Annotated in this window: 23 protein-coding genes; 2 read left to right on the top strand and 21 right to left on the bottom strand. The window is 71.9% G+C overall.

Going from position 1 to position 25,926, the window contains the following annotated elements:
- Positions 1-31: 31 nt before the first annotated feature.
- Both DEJ30_RS01715 and DEJ30_RS01710 read right to left on the bottom strand, forming a co-directional pair.
- A complete protein-coding gene (locus DEJ30_RS01715; RefSeq protein ID WP_027464868.1) occupies positions 32-652 on the bottom strand; it encodes a phosphoribosylanthranilate isomerase in 621 nt (206 codons plus the stop codon).
- 130 nt (positions 653-782) lie between these two features.
- On the bottom strand, positions 783-1,835 hold the full coding sequence (locus tag DEJ30_RS01710; RefSeq protein WP_110858761.1) for a serine/threonine-protein kinase: 1,053 nt from the start codon (positions 1,833-1,835) through the stop codon (positions 783-785).
- 198 nt (positions 1,836-2,033) lie between these two features.
- Between DEJ30_RS01710 and DEJ30_RS01705 the strand changes: the two genes are divergently transcribed.
- On the top strand, positions 2,034-2,237 hold the full coding sequence (locus DEJ30_RS01705) for a DUF2945 domain-containing protein (protein ID WP_110858760.1): 204 nt from the start codon (positions 2,034-2,036) through the stop codon (positions 2,235-2,237).
- A gap of 3 nt (positions 2,238-2,240) precedes the next feature.
- Here DEJ30_RS01705 and DEJ30_RS01700 read toward each other — a convergent pair whose 3' ends face one another.
- Together DEJ30_RS01700 and DEJ30_RS01695 are read right to left on the bottom strand one after the other, a co-directional pair.
- The gene (locus DEJ30_RS01700) at positions 2,241-3,011 is read right to left on the bottom strand and encodes a DedA family protein (protein WP_258369770.1); all 771 of its coding nucleotides are present in this window, start codon (positions 3,009-3,011) and stop codon (positions 2,241-2,243) included.
- A gap of 51 nt (positions 3,012-3,062) precedes the next feature.
- Positions 3,063-4,325: an ROK family transcriptional regulator gene (locus tag DEJ30_RS01695; RefSeq protein WP_181419950.1), complete on the bottom strand. Its 1,263-nt coding sequence runs from the start codon at positions 4,323-4,325 to the stop codon at positions 3,063-3,065.
- Positions 4,326-4,375: 50 nt separating this feature from the next.
- Here DEJ30_RS01695 and DEJ30_RS01690 point away from each other — a divergent pair, with 50 nt between their 5' ends.
- The gene (locus tag DEJ30_RS01690) at positions 4,376-6,073 is read left to right on the top strand and encodes a beta-N-acetylhexosaminidase (protein ID WP_110858758.1); all 1,698 of its coding nucleotides are present in this window, start codon (positions 4,376-4,378) and stop codon (positions 6,071-6,073) included.
- 188 nt (positions 6,074-6,261) lie between these two features.
- Here the strand turns inward: DEJ30_RS01690 and DEJ30_RS01685 are convergent, their stop codons facing one another.
- The 17 genes from DEJ30_RS01685 to DEJ30_RS01605 form a co-directional block, all read right to left on the bottom strand.
- On the bottom strand, positions 6,262-8,373 hold the full coding sequence (locus DEJ30_RS01685; RefSeq protein ID WP_110858757.1) for a fructose-specific PTS transporter subunit EIIC: 2,112 nt from the start codon (positions 8,371-8,373) through the stop codon (positions 6,262-6,264).
- A 79-nt stretch (positions 8,374-8,452) separates the two neighbouring features.
- Positions 8,453-9,448: a 1-phosphofructokinase family hexose kinase gene (locus tag DEJ30_RS01680; RefSeq protein WP_110858756.1), complete on the bottom strand. Its 996-nt coding sequence runs from the start codon at positions 9,446-9,448 to the stop codon at positions 8,453-8,455.
- On the bottom strand, positions 9,445-10,233 hold the full coding sequence (locus DEJ30_RS01675) for a DeoR/GlpR family DNA-binding transcription regulator (RefSeq protein ID WP_071404329.1): 789 nt from the start codon (positions 10,231-10,233) through the stop codon (positions 9,445-9,447). The genes DEJ30_RS01680 and DEJ30_RS01675 overlap by 4 nt, the downstream gene beginning before the upstream one ends.
- A gap of 227 nt (positions 10,234-10,460) precedes the next feature.
- Positions 10,461-11,348: a carbohydrate ABC transporter permease gene (locus tag DEJ30_RS01670; RefSeq protein ID WP_258369769.1), complete on the bottom strand. Its 888-nt coding sequence runs from the start codon at positions 11,346-11,348 to the stop codon at positions 10,461-10,463.
- Entirely contained in the window at positions 11,345-12,418 is a 1,074-nt protein-coding gene (locus DEJ30_RS01665; protein ID WP_110858755.1) for a carbohydrate ABC transporter permease, read from the bottom strand. Before DEJ30_RS01665 ends, DEJ30_RS01670 begins: the two co-directional genes overlap by 4 nt.
- A gap of 3 nt (positions 12,419-12,421) precedes the next feature.
- Positions 12,422-13,747, bottom strand: coding sequence for a sugar ABC transporter substrate-binding protein (locus DEJ30_RS01660; protein WP_220032911.1), 1,326 nt, complete (start codon positions 13,745-13,747; stop codon positions 12,422-12,424).
- Between the two features lie 287 nt (positions 13,748-14,034).
- A complete protein-coding gene (locus DEJ30_RS01655; protein ID WP_181419949.1) occupies positions 14,035-15,222 on the bottom strand; it encodes an ABC transporter permease in 1,188 nt (395 codons plus the stop codon).
- Complete coding sequence (locus tag DEJ30_RS01650; protein WP_258369768.1) at positions 15,219-15,968, bottom strand: ABC transporter ATP-binding protein; 750 nt, start codon at positions 15,966-15,968, stop codon at positions 15,219-15,221. Before DEJ30_RS01650 ends, DEJ30_RS01655 begins: the two co-directional genes overlap by 4 nt.
- Positions 15,965-17,101: a peptidoglycan-binding protein gene (locus DEJ30_RS01645; RefSeq protein ID WP_110858753.1), complete on the bottom strand. Its 1,137-nt coding sequence runs from the start codon at positions 17,099-17,101 to the stop codon at positions 15,965-15,967. The genes DEJ30_RS01650 and DEJ30_RS01645 overlap by 4 nt, the downstream gene beginning before the upstream one ends.
- Complete coding sequence (locus DEJ30_RS01640; protein WP_110858752.1) at positions 17,098-17,616, bottom strand: hypothetical protein; 519 nt, start codon at positions 17,614-17,616, stop codon at positions 17,098-17,100. Before DEJ30_RS01640 ends, DEJ30_RS01645 begins: the two co-directional genes overlap by 4 nt.
- On the bottom strand, positions 17,613-18,821 hold the full coding sequence (locus DEJ30_RS01635; RefSeq protein WP_220032910.1) for a HAMP domain-containing sensor histidine kinase: 1,209 nt from the start codon (positions 18,819-18,821) through the stop codon (positions 17,613-17,615). The genes DEJ30_RS01640 and DEJ30_RS01635 overlap by 4 nt, the downstream gene beginning before the upstream one ends.
- Positions 18,818-19,471 (bottom strand): response regulator transcription factor, encoded by a 654-nt coding sequence (locus DEJ30_RS01630; RefSeq protein WP_110858751.1) that lies wholly within the window; start codon positions 19,469-19,471, stop codon positions 18,818-18,820. The genes DEJ30_RS01635 and DEJ30_RS01630 overlap by 4 nt, the downstream gene beginning before the upstream one ends.
- A gap of 45 nt (positions 19,472-19,516) precedes the next feature.
- Complete coding sequence (locus DEJ30_RS01625; RefSeq protein WP_071404319.1) at positions 19,517-20,071, bottom strand: DUF2231 domain-containing protein; 555 nt, start codon at positions 20,069-20,071, stop codon at positions 19,517-19,519.
- A 74-nt stretch (positions 20,072-20,145) separates the two neighbouring features.
- The gene (locus DEJ30_RS01620) at positions 20,146-22,314 is read right to left on the bottom strand and encodes an ATP-dependent Clp protease ATP-binding subunit (RefSeq protein WP_110858750.1); all 2,169 of its coding nucleotides are present in this window, start codon (positions 22,312-22,314) and stop codon (positions 20,146-20,148) included.
- A gap of 53 nt (positions 22,315-22,367) precedes the next feature.
- Positions 22,368-23,786 carry an MFS transporter gene (locus DEJ30_RS01615; RefSeq protein ID WP_110858749.1) on the bottom strand — a complete coding sequence of 473 codons (1,419 nt, stop codon included), beginning with the start codon at positions 23,784-23,786 and terminating at the stop codon, positions 22,368-22,370.
- Positions 23,787-23,890: 104 nt separating this feature from the next.
- Positions 23,891-24,175 carry a twin-arginine translocase TatA/TatE family subunit gene (gene tatA / locus DEJ30_RS01610; RefSeq protein WP_110858933.1) on the bottom strand — a complete coding sequence of 95 codons (285 nt, stop codon included), beginning with the start codon at positions 24,173-24,175 and terminating at the stop codon, positions 23,891-23,893.
- A 153-nt stretch (positions 24,176-24,328) separates the two neighbouring features.
- Positions 24,329-25,876, bottom strand: a complete 1,548-nt coding sequence (locus DEJ30_RS01605) for a sugar transferase (protein WP_110858748.1) — start codon at positions 25,874-25,876, stop codon at positions 24,329-24,331.
- Between the last annotated feature and the right edge of the window lie 50 nt (positions 25,877-25,926).

The following is a 25,926-nucleotide window of genomic DNA, read 5'->3' as shown; positions in this document are numbered from 1 at the left end:
GACGGCCCCGGCGCCGTCCGCAGCCCCGCGCTCAGCCCAGGCTTCGGACGGCCTCGACGAACGCACGGATCTTCGCGGGGTCCTTGACGCCGCGCTCGGACTCGACGCCGCTCGACACGTCGACGCCGTCGGGATCGAGCGCCTCGACCGCGGCGACCACGTTGGCCGGGGTCAGCCCGCCGGCGAGGATCCACGCCTCGTCCACGCCGTCGATCGTGGCCGGGTCGACGAGCCGACCGCTGCCGGGCACGGCGGCGTCGAGCAGCAGCAGGTCGTGGTCGAACGCGGCGCGCTGTTCGGGCGTCTCGCGCAGGTAGTCCTCGGCCGCGATGGCCCGGATGGTGAAGAAGCCGGCGTCGCGCGCGCGGGCGAAGTCGGAGGCCGACTCGCCACCGTGGAGCTGCAGCGTGGTGAGCCCGACCTCGGAGGCGATGCCGACGATCTCGTCGATCTTCTGGTCGCGGAAGACCCCGACGGCGTCGATGCCGTCCGGCACCCGCTCGACCAGCTCCTTCGCCAGGTCGGCGGTGACGGTCCGGGGGCTGCCCGCCGCGAAGACGAACCCGACGGCGTCGGCACCCGCGTCGATGGCGGCGTCCACGGTGTCGGGCGTCGACAGGCCACAGATCTTGATCCAGCGCTGGTCGGTCATGCTGTCCATCCTGCCAGGGTGGCGCTGCCCGGAGAACACCGGTGTTCGCAGGTCACGTCCCCGGATGCCGGTGTTCGACGCGGGAGCACCGGTGTTCCGCCGTGCCCGGCGTCCGGAACCCGCACGAGGATCAGTGCAGAGCGCCCGCGACGTAGGCGGCCACGCAGGCCGCGGTCATGCCGAAGGCCGCGAAGGATCCGACCAGGACGTTCCGCCGGCGCCAGCGACGCACCGCCGAGAACGTGCCGCGCTTGGCGTGCCGGTGGGCGGCGCGGTGCATGCGGTGATCGCGCTGGTGCTTCACGCGCTCCGGGCCGAGCGGCACCGGGCCGGTGATCTGGGTGGACCCGCCGCGCAGCGCGTTGGCGATGGCGACCGCCGTGGGCCGGCGCTCCGGGTCGCGGGCGGTCATCCGGCTGAGCAGCTCGCGCCACTCGTCGGCGACGTCGTCCGGGATCTCGGGGTCGCGGCGGAGCCGGGCGAGTGCGGCCTCGATCAGGGTGCCCGAGTACTCCTGCTTGCCGGTCAGCGCCTCGAGCAGGACGAGCCCGAGCGAGTACACGTCGGTGGCGAAGCTGATCGGTTCGCCGGCGACCTGCTCGGGGCTGAGGTAGGCGGCGGTGCCGATGACCGTGCCGTCGTTCGTCAGGCGGGAGCCGTCGACGAAGTGGGCGACACCGAAGTCGGTGAGCTTGACCGTGCGGGCGAACCCGGACGAGCCCTCGTCGCTGATCAGGATGTTGGCGGGCTTGACGTCGCGGTGCACGATGCCGCGCGAGTGCACGTAGGCCAGGGCGTCGGCGAGCTGCGCACCGAGGTCGGCCACCTCGTAGTTGTGCAGGGCGCCCTCGGACAGGCGGCGGAGCAGCGTCGTGTCGGCGATGAGCTCCATCACGATGAACCGGTGCGGGCCGTCCTCGAACTCGTGGGTGCCGGCGTCGTACAGCGGGATGAGCCCAGGGTGGGAGAGCATGCTGAGCAGCCGGATCTCGCGCTCCTGGCGCACACGGTCGGCGGTGGTCATCTTGTCCGGGGTCGCGAAGAGCTTCACGGCCACGGCCCGGTACGTGTGCTCGTCACGGGCTTCGTAGACGGATCCCATGCCGCCGGTGCCGATGAGCTTCACGAGCCGGTACCGCGCAGAGAGGACGGTGTCCGCCCGCGCGCTGTCCAGCAGGGTCATGGTGTCCGTCGTCCCGTCCGGAGCCCGTGGTTCCGCGGCCGCTGCCGGCGTGTGGGCTCATGGGAAACGGTACGCGTCCGACTCTCGATCCGCATGGCCGTTACGACATCGTGATCGCCCTACTCCCCCGGTTTTCCGGGGATCGACGGGGTACAGTCCGACCTCCACCAGGACGAGGAATCGCGCAAGGAGGACAGCATGGCATTGTCGAAGGGTGACGAGGTGCACTGGAACACCTCGCAGGGCAGGACGACCGGCACGCTCGTGCGGAAGCGGACGAGCGACTTCGAGTTCGACGGGCAGCACTTCAAGCCGACCGATGACGACCCGTACTGGATCGTCGAGTCGGAGAAGAGCGGCAAGCAGGCCGCCCACAAGGAGTCGGCGCTGACGAAGGCCTGAGGCTCAGTCGCGGGCGGGCTCGGCGCGACGGCGACCCCGGGCACCGCCCACGGCAGGGTTGCCGGCGTCGTCGTCGTGGTCATCACGTCCGCCCGCACGCCGCTCGGCGCGCACACGGCGGACCCGGCGCACGACGAAGCTCACCACGACCACGGCGATCGCGACGTAGAGCACGCGGTCGATCCACTCGGTGTAGGCCTCGACCTGGTCGTACTGCGACCCGAACGCGGCACCGAGCAGCACGAGCGCGCTGTTCCAGATGCCGCTCGCGATGATCGTGAACACCGAGAACGTGCCGAGGTGCATGCGGTCGGCGCCGGCCGGCAGCGAGATGAGGCTGCGGACGATCGGGACGAACCGGCCGAAGAAGACCGCGCTCTTGCCGTGCCGGTGGAACCAGCCGGCCGCCTTGCGGAAGTCGTCCTCGTCGACGAGGGGCAGCTTGCCGAACCACCGCGTGGTGCGTTCGAACCCGATCACCGCGCCGAGCCAGTACAGCACCAGTGCCCCGAGGTACGAGCCGATCGTCGCCAGCACCAGGACCAGCACGAGGTTCATCTGGCCGGCGCCCGCGAGGAACCCGGCCAGCGGCAGGATGACCTCGGACGGGATGGGCGGGAACACCGTCTCGACGAAGAGCATCAGCCCGACGCCCCACTCCCCCAGGGCGTCGATCAGCTGGAGCACCAGGCCGGAGAGCCCGCCGAGGTCGGACGGAGCGGTGGAGTCGCCACTGGCGACGGTCATGGCACGGGCGGTCACGGCAGTCGTCATGCCCCCAGCATCCCTGAACGCCCTGTCAGGACCCGGCGCGCTCCCTGGGTGTCAGCCGAGTCCCATGTGGGCTGAGCGGACGTGCGAGAGCGATCGGGCGAGTGCACCCCGCGCGACGGCGTCACGACCGACGGTCGACGGGCTGAACGCCACGGGGTGCCGGAGCTGCGGCGTGACGATCTCGTCGAGCGCGGCGCAGAACACCTCCGCAGCCGGCAGGACCTCGCCACCGACGACGACGACCTCGGGGTCGATCGTCGTCACCAGCTGCACGACGCCGGGCGCCACGTCAGCCGCGAACGCGCGGACGGTCTCGACGGCCGACACCGAGCCCTGGGCGGCCGCGGCGAAGACGGACTCGAGGTCCGTGTCGGACGGGATCCGGGCCTCCAGGCGGGCGGGTGCGGCGGGCCAGCCGGTCGACGCGATGCCGCCCATCTCACCGGCAGCACCGCGCGCACCGCGCGCCAACGAGCCGTCGACCACCAGGGCGGCACCGATCTGCCGACCCATCACCAGGTACAGACCGTCCCGGACGCCGTGGAACCGCCCCCACCGGGCCTCGGCCGTGGCGGCCAGCTTGGCGTCGTTGTCGAAGAAGGTGGCGACCCCGGGGAAGAGGTCCTGGATCCGGCCGGGCACCCGTCGCTCGACCCACTCCGGCACCGCGACCGTGTAGTCGATCGCGCCGTCACGGTCGACGACCGCCGGGACGCCGAACGTGGCACCGAGCACCGGCGCACTGCCGACGGCGCCACCGACCGCGGCGCCACCGACCACGCCGACGACGGACGACGTCAGCCGACGGACCACGTCCTGCACGCTCGACCAGGCCTGTTCCGCGTCGGCGAGGTCGGCGTAGCGCTCCTCGACGCGGGCGAGCGTGACGCCGCGCAGGTCCGCACGCACCCCGACGATGCCGTGCAGGCCGAGGTCCACGCCGAGCACGGAGCCGGCCGACGCGTCCGCCGCGAAGCGTTTGGCCCGACGACCGGCCTTGTTCGGGGTCGCGATCGCCTCGGCCTCGGTCACCCAACCCTGGTCGACCAGGTCGGCGAGCGCGGCCTCGACCGTGGGGCGGGAGAGTCCGACCGTGCGGCCGAGCTCGGTGACCGTGCGGGAGACGTCGTCGCGCAGGAGCTCGTCGAGGATCGCCCGCGAGTTCATCTGCCGCAGGACGCCGGGGGTCGTCCCCACGACACCGGGGGTCGCCATTACGACGCCGGGGGTCGTCCCCACGACACCGGGGGTCGCCACCACGACGCCGGGGGTCGAGCCCGCGACGCCCGGGGTCGTTGACACGGTCTGCTCCACGGTCATAGCCTCCACATTACGAAAGATCATTGAGGAATGGTGGCTCCGACATGCTCGTCCCACGACCGCGCCGCACCGCTCCCGGTGTCGGGGCCTTCGAGATCACCTCGTCGACCCGGATCGCCGCCGACCCGGCGAGCGAGTCCGTCCGACTGTACCTGCAGCAGACCCTGCGGGGATCGACCGGGCTGCCGGTGCGGGACGCCCTCGACGACACGGCACCGGGGGCCGGCACGATCGCGCTGCGCGTCGGCGACGACCCGTCCCTGCCCGCGGGCCCGACGACGCCGGAGGGCGACCGGGCGGAGTCGTTCCGCCTCACGGTGACGCCGGACGGCATCGACGTCGTCGGCGGCTCGCCCGCCGGGGTCTTCTACGGCGTGCAGGCCCTGCTGCAGCTGCTGCCCCCGGACGTGTACCGCCGCGCCCGGGTCGCGACCGGCCCGTGGTCCGTCGCCGCCGTGGTCGTCGAGGACGCCCCCGCCTTCGCCTGGCGCGGCGTGATGCTCGACGTCGCCCGGCACTTCCGCACGAAGCACGAGGTCATGCGGGTCGTCGACCAGCTCGCCGCGCACCGGATCAACCGCCTGCACTTCCACCTCACCGAGGACCAGGGGTGGCGCATCGAGATCCGGAAGTACCCGCGCCTGACCGAGGTCGGCTCCTGGCGTCGGGAGTCCCAGGTCGGCGCGCACGTCCCCGGTCCGGACGGCACACTCGTCGTCGCCGGGTTCGACGGCCGCCCGCACGGCGGGTACTACACGCAGGACGACATCCGCGAGATCGTGGCCTACGCGGCCGACCGGTTCGTCACCGTCGTCCCGGAGATCGAGACCCCCGGGCACGTCCGTGCGGCGCTGGCGGCCTACCCGTCGCTCGGCGTCACGGGCGACCCGGTCGAGGTCTGGACGGAGTGGGGCATCGCCGACGACGTCCTGAACGCCGAGGACGCCACGATCGACTTCTTCAAGGACGTCCTCGACGAGGTCATCGCGCTCTTCCCCTCCGGCTACATCGGCATCGGCGGCGACGAGTGCCCGAAGGTGCAGTGGGAGACCGACCCGCGCACCCAGGAGCGCATCCGCGAGCTCGGGCTGCAGGACGAGGAACAGCTGCAGGCCTGGATCATCGGGCAGCTCGCCGCACACGTCGAGTCGCACGGCCGGCGGGCGTTCGGGTGGGACGAGATCCTCGAGGGCGGCACGCTCGACCCCTCGGCGACCGTGGTCTCCTGGCGCGGCCTGACCGGCGCACGGACCGCCGCCCGCCGCGGGCACGACGTCATCTCGTCGCCGGACGACCAGGTGTACCTCGACTACCGCCAGAGCGACCTGCCGACCGAGCCGATCCCGGTCTCGATCGTGCTCACCGTCGACGACGTCTTCGCCTTCGACCCGGTGCCGTCCGGGCTGACCGACGCCGAGCGCGCCCACGTCATCGGCGGCCAGGGCAACATGTGGACGGAGCACGTCGACACCGCCCGTCGGCTCGACTACCAGCTCTTCCCCCGCGTCGCCGCTCTCGCCGAGGCACTGTGGTCGGCTGACGTCACCGGGCCGCGCGACCTCGCCGAGTTCCGCGGACGCCTGGCCGAGCACACCGCCCGACTCGAGGCCATGGGCATCGAGTACCGGCACGAGGCTGGGCCGTTCCCGTGGGAGCAGCGACCGGGCGTGCCGGGGCGACCGCACTCGCGCGAGGAGCGTGCGGCGTACATCGACGCGGTCACGGCGAACATCGCCGAGTAGCGCGCGTCGAGCGGTCGCGACACCCCGCTCAGTTCCGCCGAGCGGTCGGGTTCCGACGTGTGGGCGCCACGCCAGCGACGTGACGTGACCGCTCGACGCGCGGCCGGCGGTGCGTGGCGACTACCAACGGACGGGAGGCCCGGTGCCAGCTGGCACCGGGCCTCCCGTCCGTCGTGTGCTGCGGTCGACTACGCGGCGACCGGAGCGCGCTGGCCCACCGTCTCGCCGGCCACGGCAGCCTCGCTGCCCGCAGCGGCCTCGTCGACGGGGCGACGACGGACCCACTTCTTCAGGGCGACGAGCACCAGCGCGGACACCACGGTCCCCGCCAGGATCGCGACGACGAACATCAGGACGTCACCGATCGCGAAGAAGACGAAGATCCCGCCGTGCGGCGCTCGCGAGGTCACGCCGGCAGCCATCGAGATCGCACCCGTGATCGCGGCACCGACCATCGACGCCGGGATGACGCGCAGCGGGTCGGCGGCGGCGAACGGGATCGCACCCTCGGAGATGAAGGACGCACCGAGGAGCCACGCGGCCTTGCCGTTCTCGCGTTCCGGCTTCGTGAAGCCCTTGCGGTAGAGCACGGTCGAGGCGAGCGCGAGTGCGAGCGGCGGCACCATGCCGGCCGCCATGACGGCGGCCATGATCTCGAACGGCACCACGTTCGTGGCGGTCCCGGCACCGAGCCCGGCGACGGCGAACGCGTACGCCACCTTGTTCACCGGGCCACCGAGGTCGAACGCCATCATCAGACCGAGGATGATCCCGAGCAGCACCGCGGAGGCGCCGGACAGCGAGTTGAGGAACCCGGTGAGCTGGACCATCAGCCAGGCAATCGGACCGCCGAGCACGAGCAGCATGAGGCCCGAGGCGATGATCGACGCGAACAGCGGGATGATCACGACCGGCATCAGGCCACGCAGCCAGCGCCAGGTCGGGATGCGCCCGATCCAGTACGCGGCGGCACCGGCGATGAGGCCACCGACCAGACCACCGAGGAACCCGGCGTTCATGAACACGGCGATGGACCCGGCCACGAAGCCCGGTGCGATGCCCGGACGGTCGGCGATGGCGTAGGCGATGTACCCGGCGAGTGCTGCGACCAGGAACCCGAGCGACACGGAGCCGATCTGGAACGCGGCCGCGCCGAGGTAGTAGCCGAGTCCCTCCGGCGGCAGGTTCAGCAGGGTGTAGTTGGTGAGCGTGAAGACGGCGTTGTTCTGGCCCGAGTCACCGTGGGTCAGCGCGATGCCGTACCCGGACAGCAGGAAGCCGAGCGCGATGAGGAGCCCGCCGCCGGCGACGAACGGGATCATGTAGCTGACGCCCGTGAGCAGCCAGCGCTTGAGCGCCTGCCCGAAGTGCTCGTTCGACTTGTTCGTCCCGCCCTCGACGGCGGCACCGCCCTGCACGCGTGCGGCGTGCGGGTCCTCCGAGGCGCGGATGGCCTCGGCGATCATCTCGTCGGGCTCGTCGACACCGCGCTTGACGGGTCCGGACACCAGCGGCTTGCCGGCGAACCGACCGCGGTCGCGGACGTCGACGTCGACCGCGAACACGACGGCGTCGGCCCGGGCGATGAGCGCCGGGTCGAGGGGTTCGACCTGCGACGACCCCTGCGTCTCGATGTGCATCTCGGCACCGGCACGCTGGGCCGCGGCGACGAGGGCGTCGGCCGCCATGTAGGTGTGCGCGATGCCGGTCGGGCAGGCGGTGACGCCGACGAAGACCTTGCGGTCGGCGGCGGGGGCGCCGGCGGTCGCGCCGGCTGCGGCGGTCGTCGCACCGGAGGCCCGTCCTGCGTTCCCGACGCCGGCTTCGGCCACTTCGCCACTCACCTCGTTGTCGACCAACTGGACGATCTCGTCGGCCGTGGTCGCGGCGCGCAGCGCGGCCGTGAAGTCGTCACGGATCAGCGCCCGGGCCAGGGTCGAGAGGACCGTCAGGTGGTCCTTGTCGGCCCCCTCGGGCACGGCGATCATGAACACGATGTCGGCGTCGCCGTCCGGAGCGCCGAACGGCACCTTCCGAGCCAGGCGCGAGAACGCCAGCGTCGGCTCGGACACCGACGCCGACCGGGCGTGCGGGATGGCGATGCCACCGGGGACGCCCGTTCCGACGCTCGCCTCGCGCTTGACGGCGTCGTCGGCGAGCGTGGCACCGTCGGCGGCGCGGCCGGTCGCGGCGACGCGGTCGGCGAGCACCCGGATGACGTCGGTCGAGGTGGCGCCGAGGTCCTCGTCGAGGCCGACGAGCTGTGCGCTGATGAGGCGCGGACTCGAGTCTGCGGACATGTGCTTGCTCCTTCGCAATGGCGCTGATCGCGCGGTGGTGCAGGTGTTCGTGGGGTGGTCGGGCGGGATGGGGAGGGGATCAGGCGGGTTCGGGTGCCGGGTGCGTGTCGAGCACCCGGACGGAGACCGCCGTCGGGTCGGTGTGGTCGAGTGCCGGCACGTCGCTGCCGGGCAGGGCCGCGGCCGCGGCACCGGTGGCGACGGCCTGTGCGAGACGCTGCTCGGGCGACGCGCCGGCGACCTCGGCGAGCAGGTAGCCGGCGAGCGAGGAGTCCCCCGCGCCGACCGTCGACCGGGCGACGATCTTCGGTGCGGCGGCGGCGAACGCTCCCTCGTCGGAGACGAGCACGGCGCCGGCGCTGCCCAGTGTGAGCAGGACCGTGCCGACGTTCCTCCGCCGCAGCCGCTGGGCCCCGGCCACCGCGGCGTCGAGGTCGCGCTCGTACTCCTCGGGGTCGCCGCCGACGACCTCGGCGAGTTCCTCGGCGTTCGGCTTCACCAGGTCGATCCGTTCGCCCGACTGCAGCAGCGCGGTGAACGGCACCCCGGACGAGTCGACGGCGATCCGGACGTCCGCACCGTGGCGGGCACGGACGGCCCGGACGAGCACGGCGAGCGCGTCGTCGGGCAGACCGGGCGGCAGCGACCCGGCGACCACGACCCAGCGGGCGGCGGGGCTGGTGGCGGTCGCAGCGGCGGTGTCGGCGACCAGGGCGGCGAGGTCGTCGAGGCGACCGGCGAGCGAGGGGCCGGGTTCGTTGAGCTTCGTCGTGGTGCCGGTCGGCTCCGTCACGGTGACGTTCGACCGGAGCGGCGCCCCGATCGGCAGCGCGGCCGTCGGGATCCCGCGTGTGACCAGGCCGAGCAGGACCGGGTCGAGCTCGTCGCCGGGCAGGACGGCGACGGTGTCCCCTCCGCTCGCGACGACGACGCGGGAGACGTTGACGCCCTTGCCGCCGGGTTCCGCGGTGGACCGGGTGGCACGCTGGACGGCGCCGCGCTGCAGTTCGCCGGCGAGCTCGATCGTGCGGTCGAGGGACGGGTTCGGGGTGACCGTGACGATGCGGACGTTCATGCGACGACCACCTCGACGTCGGCGTCGGCGAGCGCACCGGCGAGGTCGGCCGGGGGCTGTTCGTCGGTGACGAGCGTGTCGATCTCGTCCAGGCGCGCGAACCGCATCAGGGCCTCCACGCCGTGCTTGGCAGCGTCGGCGAGCACCACGGCCCGTCGGGCGGCGAGCACGTAGGCGCCCTTCACGGCGGCCTCGTACTCGTCCGGGGTGCTCAGACCGAAGCCGGCGGACAGGCCGTTCGTGCCGATGAACGCCACGTCGGGCCGGAGGGCGCCGATCTGCTCGACGGTGGCCGTGCCGACCGCGGCGCTCGTGACGCCACGCACGCGGCCGCCGAGCAGGTGCAGTTCGAGGTGCTCGCTGTGCTGCAGGGTGGCGGCGATCGGCACCGAGTTCGTGATGACGGTGATGGTCGAACCGGCGACCTCGGGCTCCCAGCGGGCGAGTTCGGAGGCCACGGCGGCGCAGGTGGTGCCGGCGTCGAGGGCGATCGAGCCGGTGAAGGTCGGCGGCACCAGTCGCATCGCGGCGCGGGCGATCGCGGACTTCGCGGTGCCGTGCTGCCCCTCGCGCTCGGCGACGCTGAGTTCGACGACGCTCGAGCGGCCGACGGGGACCGCTCCCCCGTGGACCCGGCGCAGGACCCCGGCGGACTCGAGGGCGTCGAGGTCACGGCGCACGGTCTCGGTGGTGACGTCGAAGTGCTCGGCAAGACCGGCGACCGACACGCGACCGGCGGACTGCAGCTCGGCGGCGATGGCGGTATGCCGCTCGGTTGCGTACATGCCCGAACTCCTTCGTTCCGTTGGGTTTCGAGCACTGTACGTCTGAAACCCACAAGAACGCAACCGTTCCGTCGTGCAACCAACACGTCCGCAGGTGTCAGCCGTGCGCTACAGCGGTCATAACACATCGCAAGCCGGAGGTCGAGGGGGCACGAAGTGTCGGCTGCGACCGCGCCAGCCGACGCTCTGTGACCGCTCGCAGGCAACCATGCGGGCTGTTGCGACGGCTACCCCTTCACGGCGCCCGCCGTCATCCCACTGACCAGTCGACGCTGCACGACGAGGAAGAACACCACGACGGGGATCGAGAACAGCACGCTCGCCGCCATCAGCCCGCCGAAGTCCGTACCCTTGTTCGTCGAGAACCCGGCGAGCCAGACCGGCAGCGTGTACATCCCCTGGTCCTTGAGCATCACGTACGCGATCAGGTAGTCGTTCCACGCCGCGATGAACGCGAACACGCTCGTGGCGATGACCCCGGGCATGACGAGCGGGAACAGCACGCTCCACAGGATCCGGAAGGTGCCGGCACCGTCCACCTTCGCCGCCTCCTCGATCTCGACGGGGACGGCCACGAAGAAGCCACGCATCACCCAGATCGAGAACGGCAGCACGCTCGCCACGTACGCCAGGATCAGCCCGACGTAGCTGTTCAGCAGCCCGAAGGTCTGGAACGACAGGAACAGCGGGATGAGCAGTGCGCCCGACGGGATCATCTGCACGAACAGGATCGCGACCAGGATCGCCCGCCGCCCCCGGAACCGGAACCGCGACAGTGCCGCCGACGCCAGGAACCCGACGACGATCGACAGCAGCACGGCCGCCACCACGACGATCGTGGAGTTCCGCAGGTAGACCAGGAAGCCCTCCTGCGTGAGCGCACGCGTGAAGTTGTCGAGCGTCGGGTGCAGCGGCGCCCAGATCGGGGTCATCGTGGTGACCTCGTCGGCGGGCTTGAAGGCGGTGTTCACCATCCAGTAGATCGGGAACACCCAGACCAGGCAGAACAGCACGGCGATGGTGTTCGCGACGACGCGCGGCTTGCGCTTGCGCACCCGCACGGGGCCCGGCGCGGACGCGCCGACCGCACGGGGCGCCGTTCTCGAGACGGTCACAGGTCCTCCTCACCGCTGCGGACGAGCCGGCGGATGTAGTAGCTGGTGAGCACCCCGAGGATCAGGGTCGAGATCACGGCGATCGCCGCGCCCTGCCCGTAGGCGTTGGACACGAACGACTGCACGAAGGTCCAGATGCCGAGGGTCAGCGTGGCCTCCTCCGGTCCGCCGCGGGTGAGCAGCCAGATCTGGTTGAAGACGTTGAAGTCCCAGATCACCGACAGGATCGACACGAGCAGCAGCGTCGGCGCGAGTGCCGGCAGCGTGATCGCGCGGTACATGGTCCACACCGAGGCCCCGTCGAGCGCACCGGCCTCGTAGTACTCCGGCGCGATCTGGGACTGCGCGGCGTACAGTGTCAGCGCCACGAACGGCACGGCCTGCCAGATGACGAGCGTCAGCACGATCGTGTACGCCTGCCCCGGGTGCGACGCCCAGTTGTCCTGCGTGTGGTCGCCGAACACCCGCAGCTGCGTGATGAGCCAGTTGAGCACGCCGTAGAACGGCTGGAAGAGCCACTGCCAGACCAGGCTCGAGGCCACGTTCGGCATCGCCCAGGCCAGCACGAGCACGACGCTGACGATGGTGCGCATCGCGACCCCGAGGCGGGTGAGCAGCTGCGCCACCCCCATGCCGATGACGATCGTGCCCAGGACCATCGCGCCCGTCACGAGCACGGTGCGCAGGATGACCGGCCAGAACGACGCGTCGGTCAGGACGTCCGTGTAGTTCGTCAGCCCGGTGAACCCGGCCTGCCCGGTGAAGATCGCCCGCAGCCCGTAGTCCTGGAACGAGATGACGACGAGCCGGACGAGCGGGTAGACCACGAGGGCCAGGAGCAGCAGCGCCGCCGGGGCCAGCAGGACGAGCGGCGCCCGCGACCCGACCGGCGACCGACGACCCGCGCCGCGCCCACCCCGACGGGACCCCCGCGACGGCCCCTGAACCGGTCCGCCGGCCCGCCGGCCGTCGGCCCCCCGGCCGCCGGCTCGCCGGCCCCCCGCACCCCGCCCGCCGGTGACCGGCGCGGACTGCTCCGCGTCGGTCACCGGCTCCGCAGTGGACGTCATCGCCTACGGCTGCGCGTTCAGCGCGGTCGTGAGGTGCTTCGAGAAGCCCTCGGCGGCCTGCTCCGGCGACTTCCGGCCGGTGGCGACGTCGGCGAACATCGACTGGAACGAGGCGTCGCCCTCGATGGTGGCCCAGCCCGGGGCGGCCGGGGTCGGTCGGCTCGTGCCGGCCGCCTCGAAGTACGGCTTGTGCAGCTCGTCGACGTCGCCGGCGACCGCGTCGAGCAGCTCGGTGGAGTTCGGCTCCCAGCCGTCGACCCCGAACACCTGGTCCTGCTGGAACTCCTTCGAGGTCAGGATCTTCAGGTAGTACAGCGCGAGCTCCTGGTTCTGCGCCTTCGCCGGGATCCCCAGGTCGGAGCCGCCGAGGAACACCGGCTGCGTCTTCCCCGCCGTGGACGACGGCATCGGGAACGTGCCGATGCGGTCCGCGAGCTCCGGCTTCGCCGTGGTGATCGAGCCGATCTCCCAGGCGGACCCGAGGAACGCCGAGGTGTTCCCCTGCGCGAAGACGTCGCTCTGCGAGGGCTTGTCGGTGTTGATGTCCTGGGTGGACTTCGCCGAGTACGCGTTCTGGAAGTCCTTCCAGGCGGTCAGCCCCTCGACCGCGTCCGCGGAGTCGAGCGTGCCGGTCCACTTGCCGCCCTTGTCCGTCGCGATCTCGCCGCCGGCGTCCCAGACCCACTGCAGCCCGCCGTACCAGTACTGCCCGGGCATGTAGAAGGCGGAGAAGTCGCTGGCCAGGTTGGCGGCCTTGACCTTGTCGAGGTCGGCGGTGAGCTCGTCGTAGGTGGTCGGCACGTCGGTCACGCCGGCGTCCTTCCAGACCTGCTTGTCGTAGACCACGGCCCGGTTGCCGGCGAACAGCGGCGCCCCGTAGAGCTTGCCGTCGACGGTGGCGGGGCCCTCGAGCCCGGTGAGCCAGGTCTGGCCGTCCTTGAGCTCGTCGCGGTACGGCGTCAGGTCGGTCAACCCGCCGGCGGCCGCGTAGACCGGCACCTGCGTGTTGCCGAGGTCGACGACGTCGGGGGCGTCGCTCTGCGCGAGCGCCGTGGTGAGCTTGGTGGTGATCCCGTCCCACTGCTGGGTCTGGATCTTCACCTTCGCCCCGGTGTCGGCGGTGAACTGCTTGCCGGCGGCGTCGAGCACCTTGTCGCTCAGGTCGCCGTTCATCATCCAGACGGTGATGGTCTTGCCCTTGCCATCGGGCGTGCCGATGGACTTCGTGCCGCCGTCGGAAGCGGCGTTGCTCCCGGCGGAGCACCCGGTGAGGGCGAGCGCGCCTGCGAGGGCGAGCGCACCGAGTGCGGCGAAACGCGTTCGTGTCACGATGACTCCCTTGGTCCGACCTTTATGAAAGGACGTTGCGTATTCGCAATAGAAGACCCTGCACGGCCCCTTGTCAACCGTTGGATCGGTCCCTGTGACCTCTTTCGATCCGCGTGTTTCCGGGGCATCACGGATGTCGAACAGATCGACGCAGATGCTTGACCAGGTGGTCATGACCAGGCATGATCTGCGTCTCGCGTCCGGCGTGTGGAAGCGACCGCCTGGAGGCCCGGTGCCGGTCCACCGGACCGGCACCGGGCCTCCTGTGCGCGCGTCCACGGCACGCGTCAGACGGCCGCCAGGGCGGACGTCGGCGGGATCCGCGCTGCGCGTGCCGCCGGGTAGAGCCCGGAGACCCCGCCGATGACGACCGTGGCACCGAGCCCGGCGACGACGGCCCACACCGGCAGTGCGACCGGCCACCCCTGCGTGACGGCGAAGACGACCGTCACCGCGACGCCGAGCACGACACCGGCCAGCCCGCCGAGGAACGACAGCAGCAACGACTCGACCAGGAACTGGTCGCGGATGCTGCGACGACGGGCCCCCAGCGCACGACGGACGCCCACCTCGGCCCGCCGTTCCAGGACGGTGATCACCATCGTGTTCGCCACCCCGATGCCACCGACGAGCAGCGCCACCCCGCCGATGCCGACCAGCAGCCCGGTGAAGGAGTCGTCCGTGGCGTCCTTCGCGGCCAACGCGTCCGACGGCCGTGTCACGCCGACGTCCTGCGGTGCCCCGGGTCGGACCGCACCGGCGAGCAGGTCCCTCGACCGCTCGACGTGCGCCGGGTCGACGCGCGTGTAGACCGCGGTCGGGGCCCCGTCGAAGCCCAGCTGCCCGGCGGACCCGCGGGGCACGAACACCCGCGAGTCGAGGTCCTCGGCGAGCGCGACGGGTTCGAGCACCCCGACCACCTGCACCCACCGACCGCCGATCCACACCCGGCTGTCCGGATGCAGGTCGTCGAAGCCGAGGACCGCGGCCGCCCGTGCCCCCAGCACCACCTGCGGCGGCGCCCCGGCTGCGTCGTCGATCCACCGCCCGGCTGCGAGCTGCCCGCCGAGGACCCGCGGCACGTCGCCCCACGCGGCGAGCACCCCGAGGCCCTTCGTCTCGGGCGCCGGGACGTGGTCGTTCCGGTACACACCGGTGTCCGGCACGGTGCCGACGGCCGCGGCCGACTCGACGTCGTCCTGCCGCAGCACCGACTCGAGTGCGGTGGACGGCAACGGGACCGGTTCGCCGAGGCCCTGCGCCTGGGTGAGGGTGAGCACGTTCGTGCCGAGCGTGTCGAGCACCTGGTCGACCTCCGCCTTGCTCGACGACGAGATCCCGACGACCGCGAGCATCGCCGCGATGCCGATCGCGATGCCCAGCGCCGACAGCACGACGCGACCCGGACGGGTCCGCAACCCGAAGACGCCGAGGCGGAGCAGGTCGACCGCGCCCACGGACCGACGCCGGCTCATCGGGCGACCTCGTCGACGACCGGCGTGACCTCGTGCTCGATCCGGCCGTCGCGCATCCGGACCTGCCGGGGCAGCGACGCCGCCAGGTCGAGGTCGTGCGTGATGACCACGACCGTCGTGCCCGCCGCGTTGAGCTCGCGCAGGAGCTCGACCACCGCGGCACCGGACGCAGTGTCGAGTGCACCCGTCGGTTCGTCGGCGAGCAGGATCGTCGGGTCGCCCACGACGGCCCGCGCGATGGCGACGCGCTGGCGCTCACCGCCGGAGAGCTGGTGCGGTCGGTGGTCCACCCGGTGCGCCAGGCCCACTCGGCCCAGGGCCTCGACCGCCAGTCGGTGCCGCTCGCGCCGGGGCACGCCCTGGTAGAGCAGGCCGTCGGCGACGTTCTCGGTGGCGGTCGCGCCGGCCTGCAGGTGGAAGTGCTGGAAGACGAACCCGATGTGGTCGGCACGGAGTCCGGACAGGGCGTCGTCGGACATCGTCGCGACGTCGTTGCCGGCGATCGTCACCGTGCCGGACGTGGGACGGTCGAGGGTCCCGACGACGTTGAGCATCGTCGACTTGCCCGACCCCGACGGGCCGACGACCGCGACGAGTTCGCCCGCGGTGACCTCGAGCGACACCCCGCGCAGGGCTCCGACGTCGCCGTACGTCTTCGTGACGTCCCGGAGCGACAGGACGGAGTCGGGTCGCAGCACGGAGTCGGGTGGCAGCACGGCGGCGGGTGGCAGCACGGCGGCGCTCATCCGGGCACCACCACGCGGTCGCCGGCGGTCAGGGCCCCGGTGACCGCGATCCGTCCGTCCGCGCTGAAGCCGGGCTCGACCCGGACCCGCTCCGTCGTGCCGTCCCGCTGCACGACGTCGACGGCGTACCGGCCACCGGCGCGCGCGACGAGTGCGGCGACCGGCACCGACAGGACGTCGTGCTCGGTGGTGCCCTTCGCGTCGACCTGCGCGGACGCTGCCGCGGGCAGTGTGCGCTTCCCCGGGTCGAACGACACCGAGACGTCGACGGCCGTGCCGCCGTCCTCGCTCGTCGTCGGCTGCACGTCGACGACCGAACCGGGCATGGCCGCCCCGGCGCCGTTGACCCGGACCTGGACGTCGGTGCCGACCGCGAGCCGCTCGGCGTCGCGCTGGGGCACGGTCGCCGCGACCACGCGCCGGGTACTCGTGACCTGCAGGACGTCACCCGCCGCACCAGCACCAGCACCAGCACCAGCACCAGCACCAGCACCAGCCGTACCCGCCCCCGCACCCGCTCCGCCGGCGAGCCGCTCCCCGAGCCGACCGTCGACCGAGGCGACCCGGACCGCGCCGTCCACGAAGGCGACGTCGTCCATGGTCAGCACCGCGGTCACCTCGTGTCCGCGGTCCTGCTGCCACTGCCGGACGGCTCGCTCGGTCCGTGGACCGAACCGGTCGTCCACGGACACGTCGTACCCGAGCGCGGCCAGGTTCTCGTTGAGCTGCCGCACGTCGGCGCCCTGCAGCCCCCGCTCCAGGTCACGCCACAGCGGTACGGTGCCGTACATCGACCGGACGTCCCGCTCGTCGACGGCGTATAGGGCCCCGTCGCGTTCGATGACGTCGCCGGCGCGGGGCAGCCAGGTGATCGTGCCGGCGGCGGCCCCGGGGACCCCCGTCGCCGCGCCGTACCCGAGCGTCCCGGCGAACACCTTCGAGTCGGTCAGGTCGCCGCGAGTGACCGTGGCGGTGGCTCCGGTCGACGCGGTCCCGCCGCGCGAGCCACTGCTGGCCGAGGCTCCTGGACCACTCGGCACCGTTGCGAGGGCCCACGTCCCGACCCCCGCGGCCACCGCCGCGACGAGGCACACCGACACGATCGTCCGGCGTCGGGTGCGCCGGTGGTTCACGATCCGGCTCCGCCCCGGACGGCCTCGAAGGCCGCGTCCGTGCACGTGCCGGCAGCCTCGTCGAACGCCTCTCGGTCGTCGGGCTGGAACCGGTTCTGCGCCTCCTGGTCGTCCGGGAAGTCCGGGAACCCCTGCTCCCGCAGGCACTCCGCCGTCTTCCTCGCGATCTCCTCGCTGCCCGGCATCGGCTGCGCGGCTTGCGCGTCGCCGGCCGCTGCGGAGTCGTCGAGGCAGCCCTTGAGGTCCTCCTGGTACTGCTCGGGATCGGCGCCGTCGGGTGCACTGAGCTGCATCGACCCGCCACCCGTGCCGGGGTCGGGCATGTCGTAGCCGCGGTCGCGCATGCACTCGGCCAGGGCGACGCCGGGCGCCGCACCCCCGGCCGCCGTCGTCGTGTCGTCGTCCGGTGCCGTGTCCGAGCAGCCCACCAGCAGCAGCGGCAGCAGGACGACGGCAGCGGCCGCGCTCATCAGGGACCGGGTGCGACGAGTGGTCGTCATCGTGGTGTGGTTCATGTCCCCAGCACACCGGAACGGCTGTTTCGCCCCGCGTGCACGTCGGGTTGCACCGGCGAAACACGGACCCGGACGAGCAGCCCGCCGGCCGGCCGTGCGGCGATCGACATTCGCCACCCGTGGGCGCGCACGATCGCGGCCACGATCGACAGCCCGAGACCGCTGTGCTGCCCGCGTGCGTCGTCCGTCCCGCCGCGGCGGAACGGTTCGACGAGCAGTCCCGCCTCGTCCGCCGGGACCACCGGCCCGCCGTTCTCGACGACGAACCCGTCGGGCTCCGTGGTCACCAGGACGGCACCGCCGGGTTCGTTGTACTCGACGGCGTTGCCGACCAGGTTGCCGAGCAGCTGTCGCAGCAGCGTCGGCTCCCCCGGGACGACCAGGCCAGGAGGCCCGGTGCGGCGCTCGTGGGTCAGCGTCACCCCCGCCTCGGCCGCGCCTCGGGCCGCCCCCGCGACGACCTCGCCGGTCACCTCGTCGAGGTCGACCGCGCGCGTCGCACCCGCCAGGCCGCGATCGGCCTCGGCGAGCACGAGCAACGACTCGACCAACCGCTCGGTCCGGCGGTTCTGCTCGAGCAGCTCCGCCCGGACCGCTCGGACGTCTGCGGGGTCGGCGTCGTCGTGCAGCCCGATCTGCACCGCCGCGCGCTGCACCGCAAGGGGCGTCCGGAGTTCGTGGGACGCCTGGGCGACGAACCGACGCTGGCCCTCGAACGCGGTCTCGAGCCGCTCCAGCAGGTCGTCGACGGTGCGCGAGAGCCGCCGGAGCTCGTCGTCGGGACCGTCCAGCGCGATGCGCTCGTGCAGGTTCGACGCCGAGATGCGGTTCGTGGTCGCGGTGATCCGGTCGATGGGCCGGAGGACCCGGCGGCTGACGAGCCAGCCGATGCCCCCGGCCGCGACCCCGGCGCCCGCGATCCCGATCGCGGACCACTGCCACTGCTGCACGGCCACGAGCCGGATCACCGCCACCGCACCGTCGTCGTCGGCGCCGTCCACCTCGATCGGGGCCGGAGCGGTCGTGGCGCCATTCGATCCGGACGGGGCGCGCTGCACGGCCGCGGTGTCGAGGCCGGCACCGACACCGGCCAGCGACATCGTGTTCGTGAAGAGGACGACCCCGGTCGCCAGCGCCATGGCCGCGAGCGCGAACGTCAGGGCCGTCCGGGTCCGGATGCTCCACAGCCCGGGCCGTCGCCTCACAACGCGTAGCCCTGGCCGGGCACCGTCCGGATCGGGTCCGGGTCCCCGAGCTTCCGGCGGAGTTTCGACATCGTGACCCGTACCGCGGCGGTGAAGGGGTCGGTGTTCACGTCCCAGACCTTCTCGAGCAGGTGTTCAGCGGAGACGATCCGGCCGTGCGCGCGGAGCAGCGTCTCGAGCACCCCGAGTTCCTTCGAGGTCAGGTCGAGCGGGCGACCGTCACGTGTCGCCATCCGCCGGTTCGTGTCGACGACGAACCCTGCACGCTCGAGCACCGGGGCGACGGGTGCGACGCTCCGCCGACCGAGCGCGCGCACCCGGGCGACGAGTTCCGGGTACTCGAACGGCTTGGTCAGGTAGTCGTCGGCACCGAGCTCGAGCCCGTGCACACGGTCGCTCAACGTCGTCGCGGCGGTGAGCAGGAGGATCCGCGTGAGTGCACCGCGGGCGGCCAGACGCCGTGCGACCTCGTCGCCGTGCAGCCCGGGGACGTCACGGTCCAGCACGACGACGTCGTAGTCGTGCACCGCCAGCAGCTCGTCGGCGTCGTCGCCGCGGTAGGCGACGTCCACCGCCATGTCCTGCCGGGTCAGGCCCGTCGCGACCAGGTCGGCGAGGGCCCGTTCGTCGTCCACCACGAGTACGCGCATGGATACATCACACGTGACGTACCTCTGCCGGACCTGGGAAGTGGATCAGGCGTCGAACGGCACCTCGCCGTGATCGCTCACGCCGGCACGCTGTCGGTAGGACAGGTGTCCGCCGAGGTACCCGCCGACGCTGACGACGGCGAGACCCGCGAAGCCGAGCAGCTTGCCGGCGCCGTGGTTGCCGCGCTTCCGCTGCAGCCACGACAGGCCGTACAACGACAGACCGGTCCAGTTCACGGCCTGGTGCACCCATCCAGTGCGGAGCTGCTCGCGGTTCAGCTCGGACCAGTCGACGTAGCCGGCGACCGAGGCGCTGCTCGCCGAGACGACCCCGACGCCGACCAGGGTCTTGGCGGCCTTCGCGTTGCCCTTCCCGCCGACCAGGTCGAGTACCGCGGCGGAGATCCAGGCGCCCAGGGGCACCTGCACCATGAGCGGGTGGATCGGGTGGCCGAACGGCACGCCGTGCAGCAGCTGGCGCAGGGCCTTCGGCTTGGCGAGGGCGTTCACGACGGCACGGTCGATGTCGACGGCCTTGTCGAGCACGCTCGCGTGCTCGACGGCGTCGGTGAGGCGACGGATCGCGCGGATCTCAGGCATGCCGTGGACGGTAGACGAACGGCCCGTCACCGGTCCCAGGAACCGGTGACGGGCCTCCCATCCGTCTTGGTGGGCTACTCCTCGACGATCTCGGCCAGCTCGAAGGGCTCGACCGTCAGACCGTCCCCGTCCGCCGCGACGTCCACCCGCACCGTGTCGCCGTCGCGGACGTCACCCGACAGGATGGCGCGTGCCAACCGGTCGTCGATCTGCCGCTGCATCAGGCGACGCAGGGGCCGCGCGCCGTACAGCGGGTCGTACCCACGCTCCGCCAGCCAGCCGCGTGCCTCGGGGGTGACGGCGAGCTCGAGCCGGCGGTCGGTCAGACGGCGGGCCAGCCGGTCGACGTAGAGCGACACGATCTGTCCGAGGTCGTCGGCCGTCAGGGCCTGGAACACCACGATGTCGTCGAGACGGTTGATGAACTCCGGCCGGAACGCCTGCTGCACGAGCTCACGGACGGCCTCTTCCCGCTGCGCGTCGCTCAGGGACAGGTCGGTCATGAACTGCGACCCCAGGTTCGACGTCAGCACGAGGATCGTGTTCCGGAAGTCGACCGTGCGCCCCTGGCCGTCGGTCAGTCGCCCGTCGTCGAGCACCTGGAGCAGCACGTCGAACACCTCGGGGTGCGCCTTCTCGATCTCGTCGAGCAGGATCACCGAGTACGGACGGCGGCGGACCGCCTCGGTCAGCTGCCCACCGGCCTCGTACCCGACGTACCCGGGCGGGGCACCGATCAGGCGGGCCACGGAGTGCTTCTCGCCGTACTCGCTCATGTCGATGCGGACGAGGGCCTTCTCGTCGTCGAACAGGAACTCGGCGAGCGCCTTGGCCAGCTCGGTCTTGCCGACGCCCGTCGGCCCGAGGAACAGGAACGAACCGGTCGGGCGGTCCGGGTCGGAGATGCCGGCGCGGGTGCGACGGACGGCCTCGGACACGGTGGTCACGGCGGTGCGCTGCCCGATGATCCGGCGGCCGAGCTCGCTCTCGAGGTGCAGGAGCTTCTCGGTCTCACCCTGCAGCAGCCGACCGAGCGGGATGCCCGTCCACTGCGCGATGACCGCCGCGATGTCCTCGTCGGTGACGCTGTCGTTCACCATCCGGTCGGCACTCTCGGCCTGTTCGGCGGCGGCGAGCTCGGCCTCGATGCGGGGCTTCTCGCCGTACTCCAGCCGGGAGACGAGTTCGTAGTCGGCCTCGCGCTGGGCTCGCTGCGACCGCATGTTCAGGTCGTCGAGCTGCTGCTTGAGCTCACCGATGCGGTTCAGGCTCGCGCGCTCGGCCTGCCAGCGCTGCTCGAGCTCGGCCAGCCGTTCCTCGCGCGTGTGCAGCTCGTTGCGCAGGGTTTCGAGGCGGGCCTTGGAGGCGTCGTCCTTCTCCTGCTTGAGCGCGAACTCCTCGACACGCAGACGGTCGACGTTCCGCTTCAGCTCGTCGATCTCGACCGGGCTGGAGTCGATCTCCATGCGGAGTCGGCTCGCGGCCTCGTCGATCAGGTCGATGGCCTTGTCGGGCAACTGGCGGCCGGAGATGTACCGGTTCGACAGGCTCGCGGCCGCGACCAGTGCGGAGTCGTTGATCGTCACCTTGTGGTGCGCCTCGTAGCGCTCCTTGAGCCCGCGGAGGATCGCCACGGCGTCCTCGACGCTGGGCTCACCCACGTAGACCTGCTGGAAGCGCCGCTCGAGCGCGGCGTCCTTCTCGATGTACTCGCGGTACTCGTCGAGGGTCGTCGCGCCGATGAGCCGGAGCTCACCGCGGGCGAGCATCGGCTTGAGCATGTTCGAGGCCGCCACCGACCCCTCGCCGCCACCGGCACCCATCAGGGTGTGCAGCTCGTCGATGAACGTGATGACCTGCCCGTCGGAGTCGTTGATCTCCTTGAGCACGGCCTTGAGTCGCTCCTCGAACTCGCCGCGGTACTTGGCGCCGGCGATCAGGGCGGAGATGTCGAGCGAGATGAGCCGCTTGTCCTTGAGGGAGTCGGCGACGTCGCCGGCGACGATGCGCTGCGCGAGCCCCTCGACGACGGCGGTCTTGCCGACGCCGGGCTCGCCGATGAGCACCGGGTTGTTCTTGGTGCGGCGCGTCAGCACCTGGGAGACGCGCCGGATCTCGGCGTCGCGTCCGATCACGGGGTCGAGCTTGCCGCTGCGGGCGATCGCCGTGAGGTCGATGCCGTACTGCTCGAGGGCGGTCTTCTGCCGTTCTTGCGAGTCAGGAGCGCCCTGGAGGTTCGCCATGCGTTCCGTCCTTTCGTTGCGGTGGTCCTGGAGTTGAGTCTATTCCACTCAACTTACTTGCGCTCGGACGTATTCCGGATCCCCACCGCGCAGACGACGGCACCGGCCAGCAGCAGGAGCGCCATCACCACCATGGCCCGGTGCAGCCCGTCGACGCTCACCTCGCCGCCGAGCACCACGCCGGCCAGTGCCACCGTGACGAGTCCGGCGATCCGCGCGACCGCGTTGTTCACGGCCGAACCGGACCCTGCCTCGGACTGCGGCACCGACCCGAGCACCGCGCTCGTCAGGGGTGTGACCATCAGGGCGATGCCCACGCCGATCAGCACCAGCCCGGGGAACACCGACCACCAGTAGCCGGTCGGGTCGTCGCCGGCGAGCAGCAGCAGGAGCGCCCCGACCGCCCCCACTGCCGGCCCGGCAGCCATGAACCACCGCGGGCCGAACCGACCCGCCGCGGACCCGACGGCGGTGGACAGCGCGAGCAGCATGATCGTCGGCGGCAGCGTCGCGAGGCCGGCGAGCCAGGCCGGGAACCGCCAGACCTCCTGCAGGAACAGCGTGACGACGAAGAACACCATGCCGAGCGCGCCGTAGATGGACAGTGTCGCGAGGTTGCCGACCGTGAAGTTCCGCGCCCGGAACAGCTCGAGCGGCACGAGCGGCGACCCCGTCGTCCGGGTCACCCGCAGTTCCCACGGCACGAAGGCCACGAGTGCGGCGGCACCGAGCACGAGGGCACCCACCACCACGGGTGCACCCCACCCCAACCGCTCCTGCTCGATGAGTCCGAGCACGACCCCGCCGACCCCGACCACGGCGAGCACGGCCCCGACGACGTCGATGCGTGGGCGCACCGCAGGGTGCACGTCGCCGGTGATGCGCAGGACCAGCGGGATCGTGACGGCGATCGGCACCGCGGTGAGCACGAAGACCCACCGCCACCCGATGCCGTCGACCACCAACCCGCCGACCACGGGGCCGAGGATCGTGGCCGCGCTCGACCACGCCGTCCACGTGCCGATCGCCTTCGCCTGCGCCGACCCGCGGAACGCCGCGACGATGAGGGCGAGTGCACTCGGCATGACGAGTGCCCCGCCGACGCCCTGCAGTGCCCGCGCGACGATGAGCACCTCGCCGGTCGGGGCGATGGCGCACACCACGGACGCGATCCCGAAGACCACGAGTCCCCACGTGATGATCCGGACCCGGCCGAACAGGTCGGACAGGCTGCCGGCGACCAGGATGAGCGAGCCGAGGGTGACCAGGTAGGCGTCGACGACCCACTGCTGCACGACGAGTCCGCCGCCGAGCTCCTGCCGGATCGCGGGGAGCGCGACGTTCACGACGCTCGAGTCGAGCCCGACGACGAACGACGCCAGGATCGCCACCACCAGCACGATCCGCCGGTCGTCCCGGAGCGGCGCGACTCCGTGCGGCACGGGGGCCGGGACGGGAACGGGAGCGGTCATGTGCTCATCCTGCGGCACGGGGTACCCGGCGGTCGATCCCGCACGACGAAGCCCCCGCGACCGATGTGGTCGCGGGGGCTGCCGACAGGACGGGGCTGGGTGTCCTAACGCCGGGAGTCGGTGTTCGGCTGCGCGCTCGGCCCCGGGTTCAGGACCGGACCGGCGGTCGGCTCGGCGGGAGCGTTCTGGACGGTGCTGTTGTGCACCGTGCCGTCCGGCGCCGTGCCGTTGGCCTGGGCCTTCTTCTCGTCGTCGGACATCTCCTTCTTGAAGATGTTGATCGACTGGCCGAGGCCCTTGGCGAGCGCCGGGAGCTTGGTCGCGCCGAACAGCAGGATGACGATCCCGAGGATGATCAGCAGGTGAATGCCGCCGAGGTTTCCGAGCATCATGACTCCTTGTTGTGGAACTGGTCGCCGTCCGGTGATCGTCGTCGACCCACGCGGCGGAAGTCCGTGTGCGTCCATCGTAACTCCCCCACCCCTGGATGCCCAGGCCGGGCACCGGAACGGACACCGTTCGTACAGGGAAGCGCAGCGCTCTCAGTGCGCGCCGCGGGACCGCAGCACCGACGGGACGGTGCGGGCGAGGATCACGAGGTCGTGCAGGAACGACCAGTTCTCGACGTAGTGCAGGTCGAGCCGGACCCCTTCGGCCCAGTCGAGGTCCGATCGGCCGCTGACCTGCCACAGGCCGGTGATCCCCGGGGTCACGAGGAGTCGGCGGTCCGCGAAGTCCTCGTACAGCGCGACCTCGCGTGGCAGGGCAGGCCGTGGGCCGACCAGGCTCATCGAACCGGTGAACACGTTCCACAGCTGCGGCAGTTCGTCGAGGGAGGTCCGTCGCAGGAACGCACCGACCCGGGTCACCCGCGGGTCGTCCTTCATCTTGAACAGCGGACCGGCGCCCTCGTTCTCGGACTGCAGGGCAGCCATGCGCGCCTCGGCGTCGACGCACATGGTCCGGAACTTCAGGATCGGGAACTCCGCGCCACCGCGACCGACGCGGACCTGCCGGAAGAAGACCGGCCCGCCGTCGTCGGCGCGGATCGCCAGCGCGACCACGGCGAGGACGGGGGAGAGCAGCGTCAGGCCGAGCGCGGCGCCGACGACGTCGAGTGCCCGCTTGCCCGCGCGTCGGCGGTAGTCGGGCGTCTCGACGTGCATGAGCGGCAACCCGTCCACGGGGCGCTCGTGCACCCGCCCGGCGGCGATGTCGGCCAGGGGAGAGGACACCACGAGCTCGACGCCGTGCTCCTCGAGCTGCCACCCGAGTCGCCGCAGGCGCGCGTGCCCACCGCGCACCGCACCCGCGACGACGACGGCCGACACACCCTCGGCCCGGGCGTGCGCGAGCACGTCCTCGATGCCGCCGACGACAGGAGCCGTGGCCACCCCCAGGTCGACCTCGGCCCCGACCGGAGCACAGTCCGTCACGACGGCACGCACTCGGTAGCCGGCGCTCGGTGCGGCGGCGATCCGCGCGCCCACGTACCGGACGTCCTCGGCGTCGCCGACGATCAGGACGTCCTGCAGGTGCTCACCCCTGGCACGGCTCCGGGCGAGCACCGTCCGGACCCCCTTGCGGCCGAGCGCCAGGAACACGAGCCCCAACGGGAACGCGATCGCGACGTACCCGCGAGCCAGGTCGAGCTGCGCTGCGTACGCCACGACCGCGACACCGGCGACCGCGACGAGGCTCGCGGTGACCAGGCGGCGGTACTCGTCGCCGCCGATGCCGGCGATCCGGGGGTCACGGGTGCGGAACACCGAGAGCAGGAGCATCCACACCACGACGATGGCGGGGGCCACGACGAACTCGAACCAGCCGGACCGCGGCCGGACGGACGCGAGCTCCCAGGGGAACCGCGCCACGTGGGCGATGACGAACGCGGCGAGCAGCAGCACGAGGTCGAGCAGCGCCACCGCGGGGACGAACCCTCGGCGCGCCCCCGCCGGAGCGACAGTCCGGTGCGACGCGGTGACCCCTGCGGCCCCGGCAGGGGAAGAAACAGGGACGCTCGGGTGCAGCACGGTCGGGTGCAGCACGGTCGGCACCGCCCCGGTGGGTGGGCGCATGGCGAGCGACATGTGAGACCTCCTGTCGACCGGTCGACGAGGAGGTCGATCGGACGCCGGAG

This window comes from Curtobacterium sp. MCPF17_003 (assembly GCF_003224385.1).
GTDB lineage: Bacteria > Actinomycetota > Actinomycetes > Actinomycetales > Microbacteriaceae > Curtobacterium > Curtobacterium flaccumfaciens.
The sequence above is the reverse complement of the archived record's forward strand: the minus strand, read 5'-3'. Positions and strand labels throughout refer to the sequence as shown.

Coding starts and splice junctions, on each gene's coding strand:
- DEJ30_RS01715 (WP_027464868.1), bottom strand. CDS start 652: ATGACCGACCAGCGCTGGATCAAGATCTGTGGCCTGTCGACGCCCGAC.
- DEJ30_RS01710 (WP_110858761.1), bottom strand. CDS start 1,835: ATGACCCTGCTGGACAGCGCGCGGGCGGACACCGTCCTCTCTGCGCGG.
- DEJ30_RS01705 (WP_110858760.1), top strand. CDS start 2,034: ATGGCATTGTCGAAGGGTGACGAGGTGCACTGGAACACCTCGCAGGGC.
- DEJ30_RS01700 (WP_258369770.1), bottom strand. CDS start 3,011: ATGACGACTGCCGTGACCGCCCGTGCCATGACCGTCGCCAGTGGCGAC.
- DEJ30_RS01690 (WP_110858758.1), top strand. CDS start 4,376: ATGCTCGTCCCACGACCGCGCCGCACCGCTCCCGGTGTCGGGGCCTTC.
- DEJ30_RS01685 (WP_110858757.1), bottom strand. CDS start 8,373: ATGTCCGCAGACTCGAGTCCGCGCCTCATCAGCGCACAGCTCGTCGGC.
- DEJ30_RS01680 (WP_110858756.1), bottom strand. CDS start 9,448: ATGAACGTCCGCATCGTCACGGTCACCCCGAACCCGTCCCTCGACCGC.
- DEJ30_RS01675 (WP_071404329.1), bottom strand. CDS start 10,233: ATGTACGCAACCGAGCGGCATACCGCCATCGCCGCCGAGCTGCAGTCC.
- DEJ30_RS01665 (WP_110858755.1), bottom strand. CDS start 12,418: ATGACGTCCACTGCGGAGCCGGTGACCGACGCGGAGCAGTCCGCGCCG.
- DEJ30_RS01655 (WP_181419949.1), bottom strand. CDS start 15,222: ATGAGCCGGCGTCGGTCCGTGGGCGCGGTCGACCTGCTCCGCCTCGGC.
- DEJ30_RS01650 (WP_258369768.1), bottom strand. CDS start 15,968: ATGAGCGCCGCCGTGCTGCCACCCGCCGCCGTGCTGCCACCCGACTCC.
- DEJ30_RS01640 (WP_110858752.1), bottom strand. CDS start 17,616: ATGAACCACACCACGATGACGACCACTCGTCGCACCCGGTCCCTGATG.
- DEJ30_RS01630 (WP_110858751.1), bottom strand. CDS start 19,471: ATGCGCGTACTCGTGGTGGACGACGAACGGGCCCTCGCCGACCTGGTC.
- DEJ30_RS01625 (WP_071404319.1), bottom strand. CDS start 20,071: ATGCCTGAGATCCGCGCGATCCGTCGCCTCACCGACGCCGTCGAGCAC.
- DEJ30_RS01620 (WP_110858750.1), bottom strand. CDS start 22,314: ATGGCGAACCTCCAGGGCGCTCCTGACTCGCAAGAACGGCAGAAGACC.
- DEJ30_RS01615 (WP_110858749.1), bottom strand. CDS start 23,786: ATGACCGCTCCCGTTCCCGTCCCGGCCCCCGTGCCGCACGGAGTCGCG.
- tatA (WP_110858933.1), bottom strand. CDS start 24,175: ATGCTCGGAAACCTCGGCGGCATTCACCTGCTGATCATCCTCGGGATC.
- DEJ30_RS01605 (WP_110858748.1), bottom strand. CDS start 25,876: ATGTCGCTCGCCATGCGCCCACCCACCGGGGCGGTGCCGACCGTGCTG.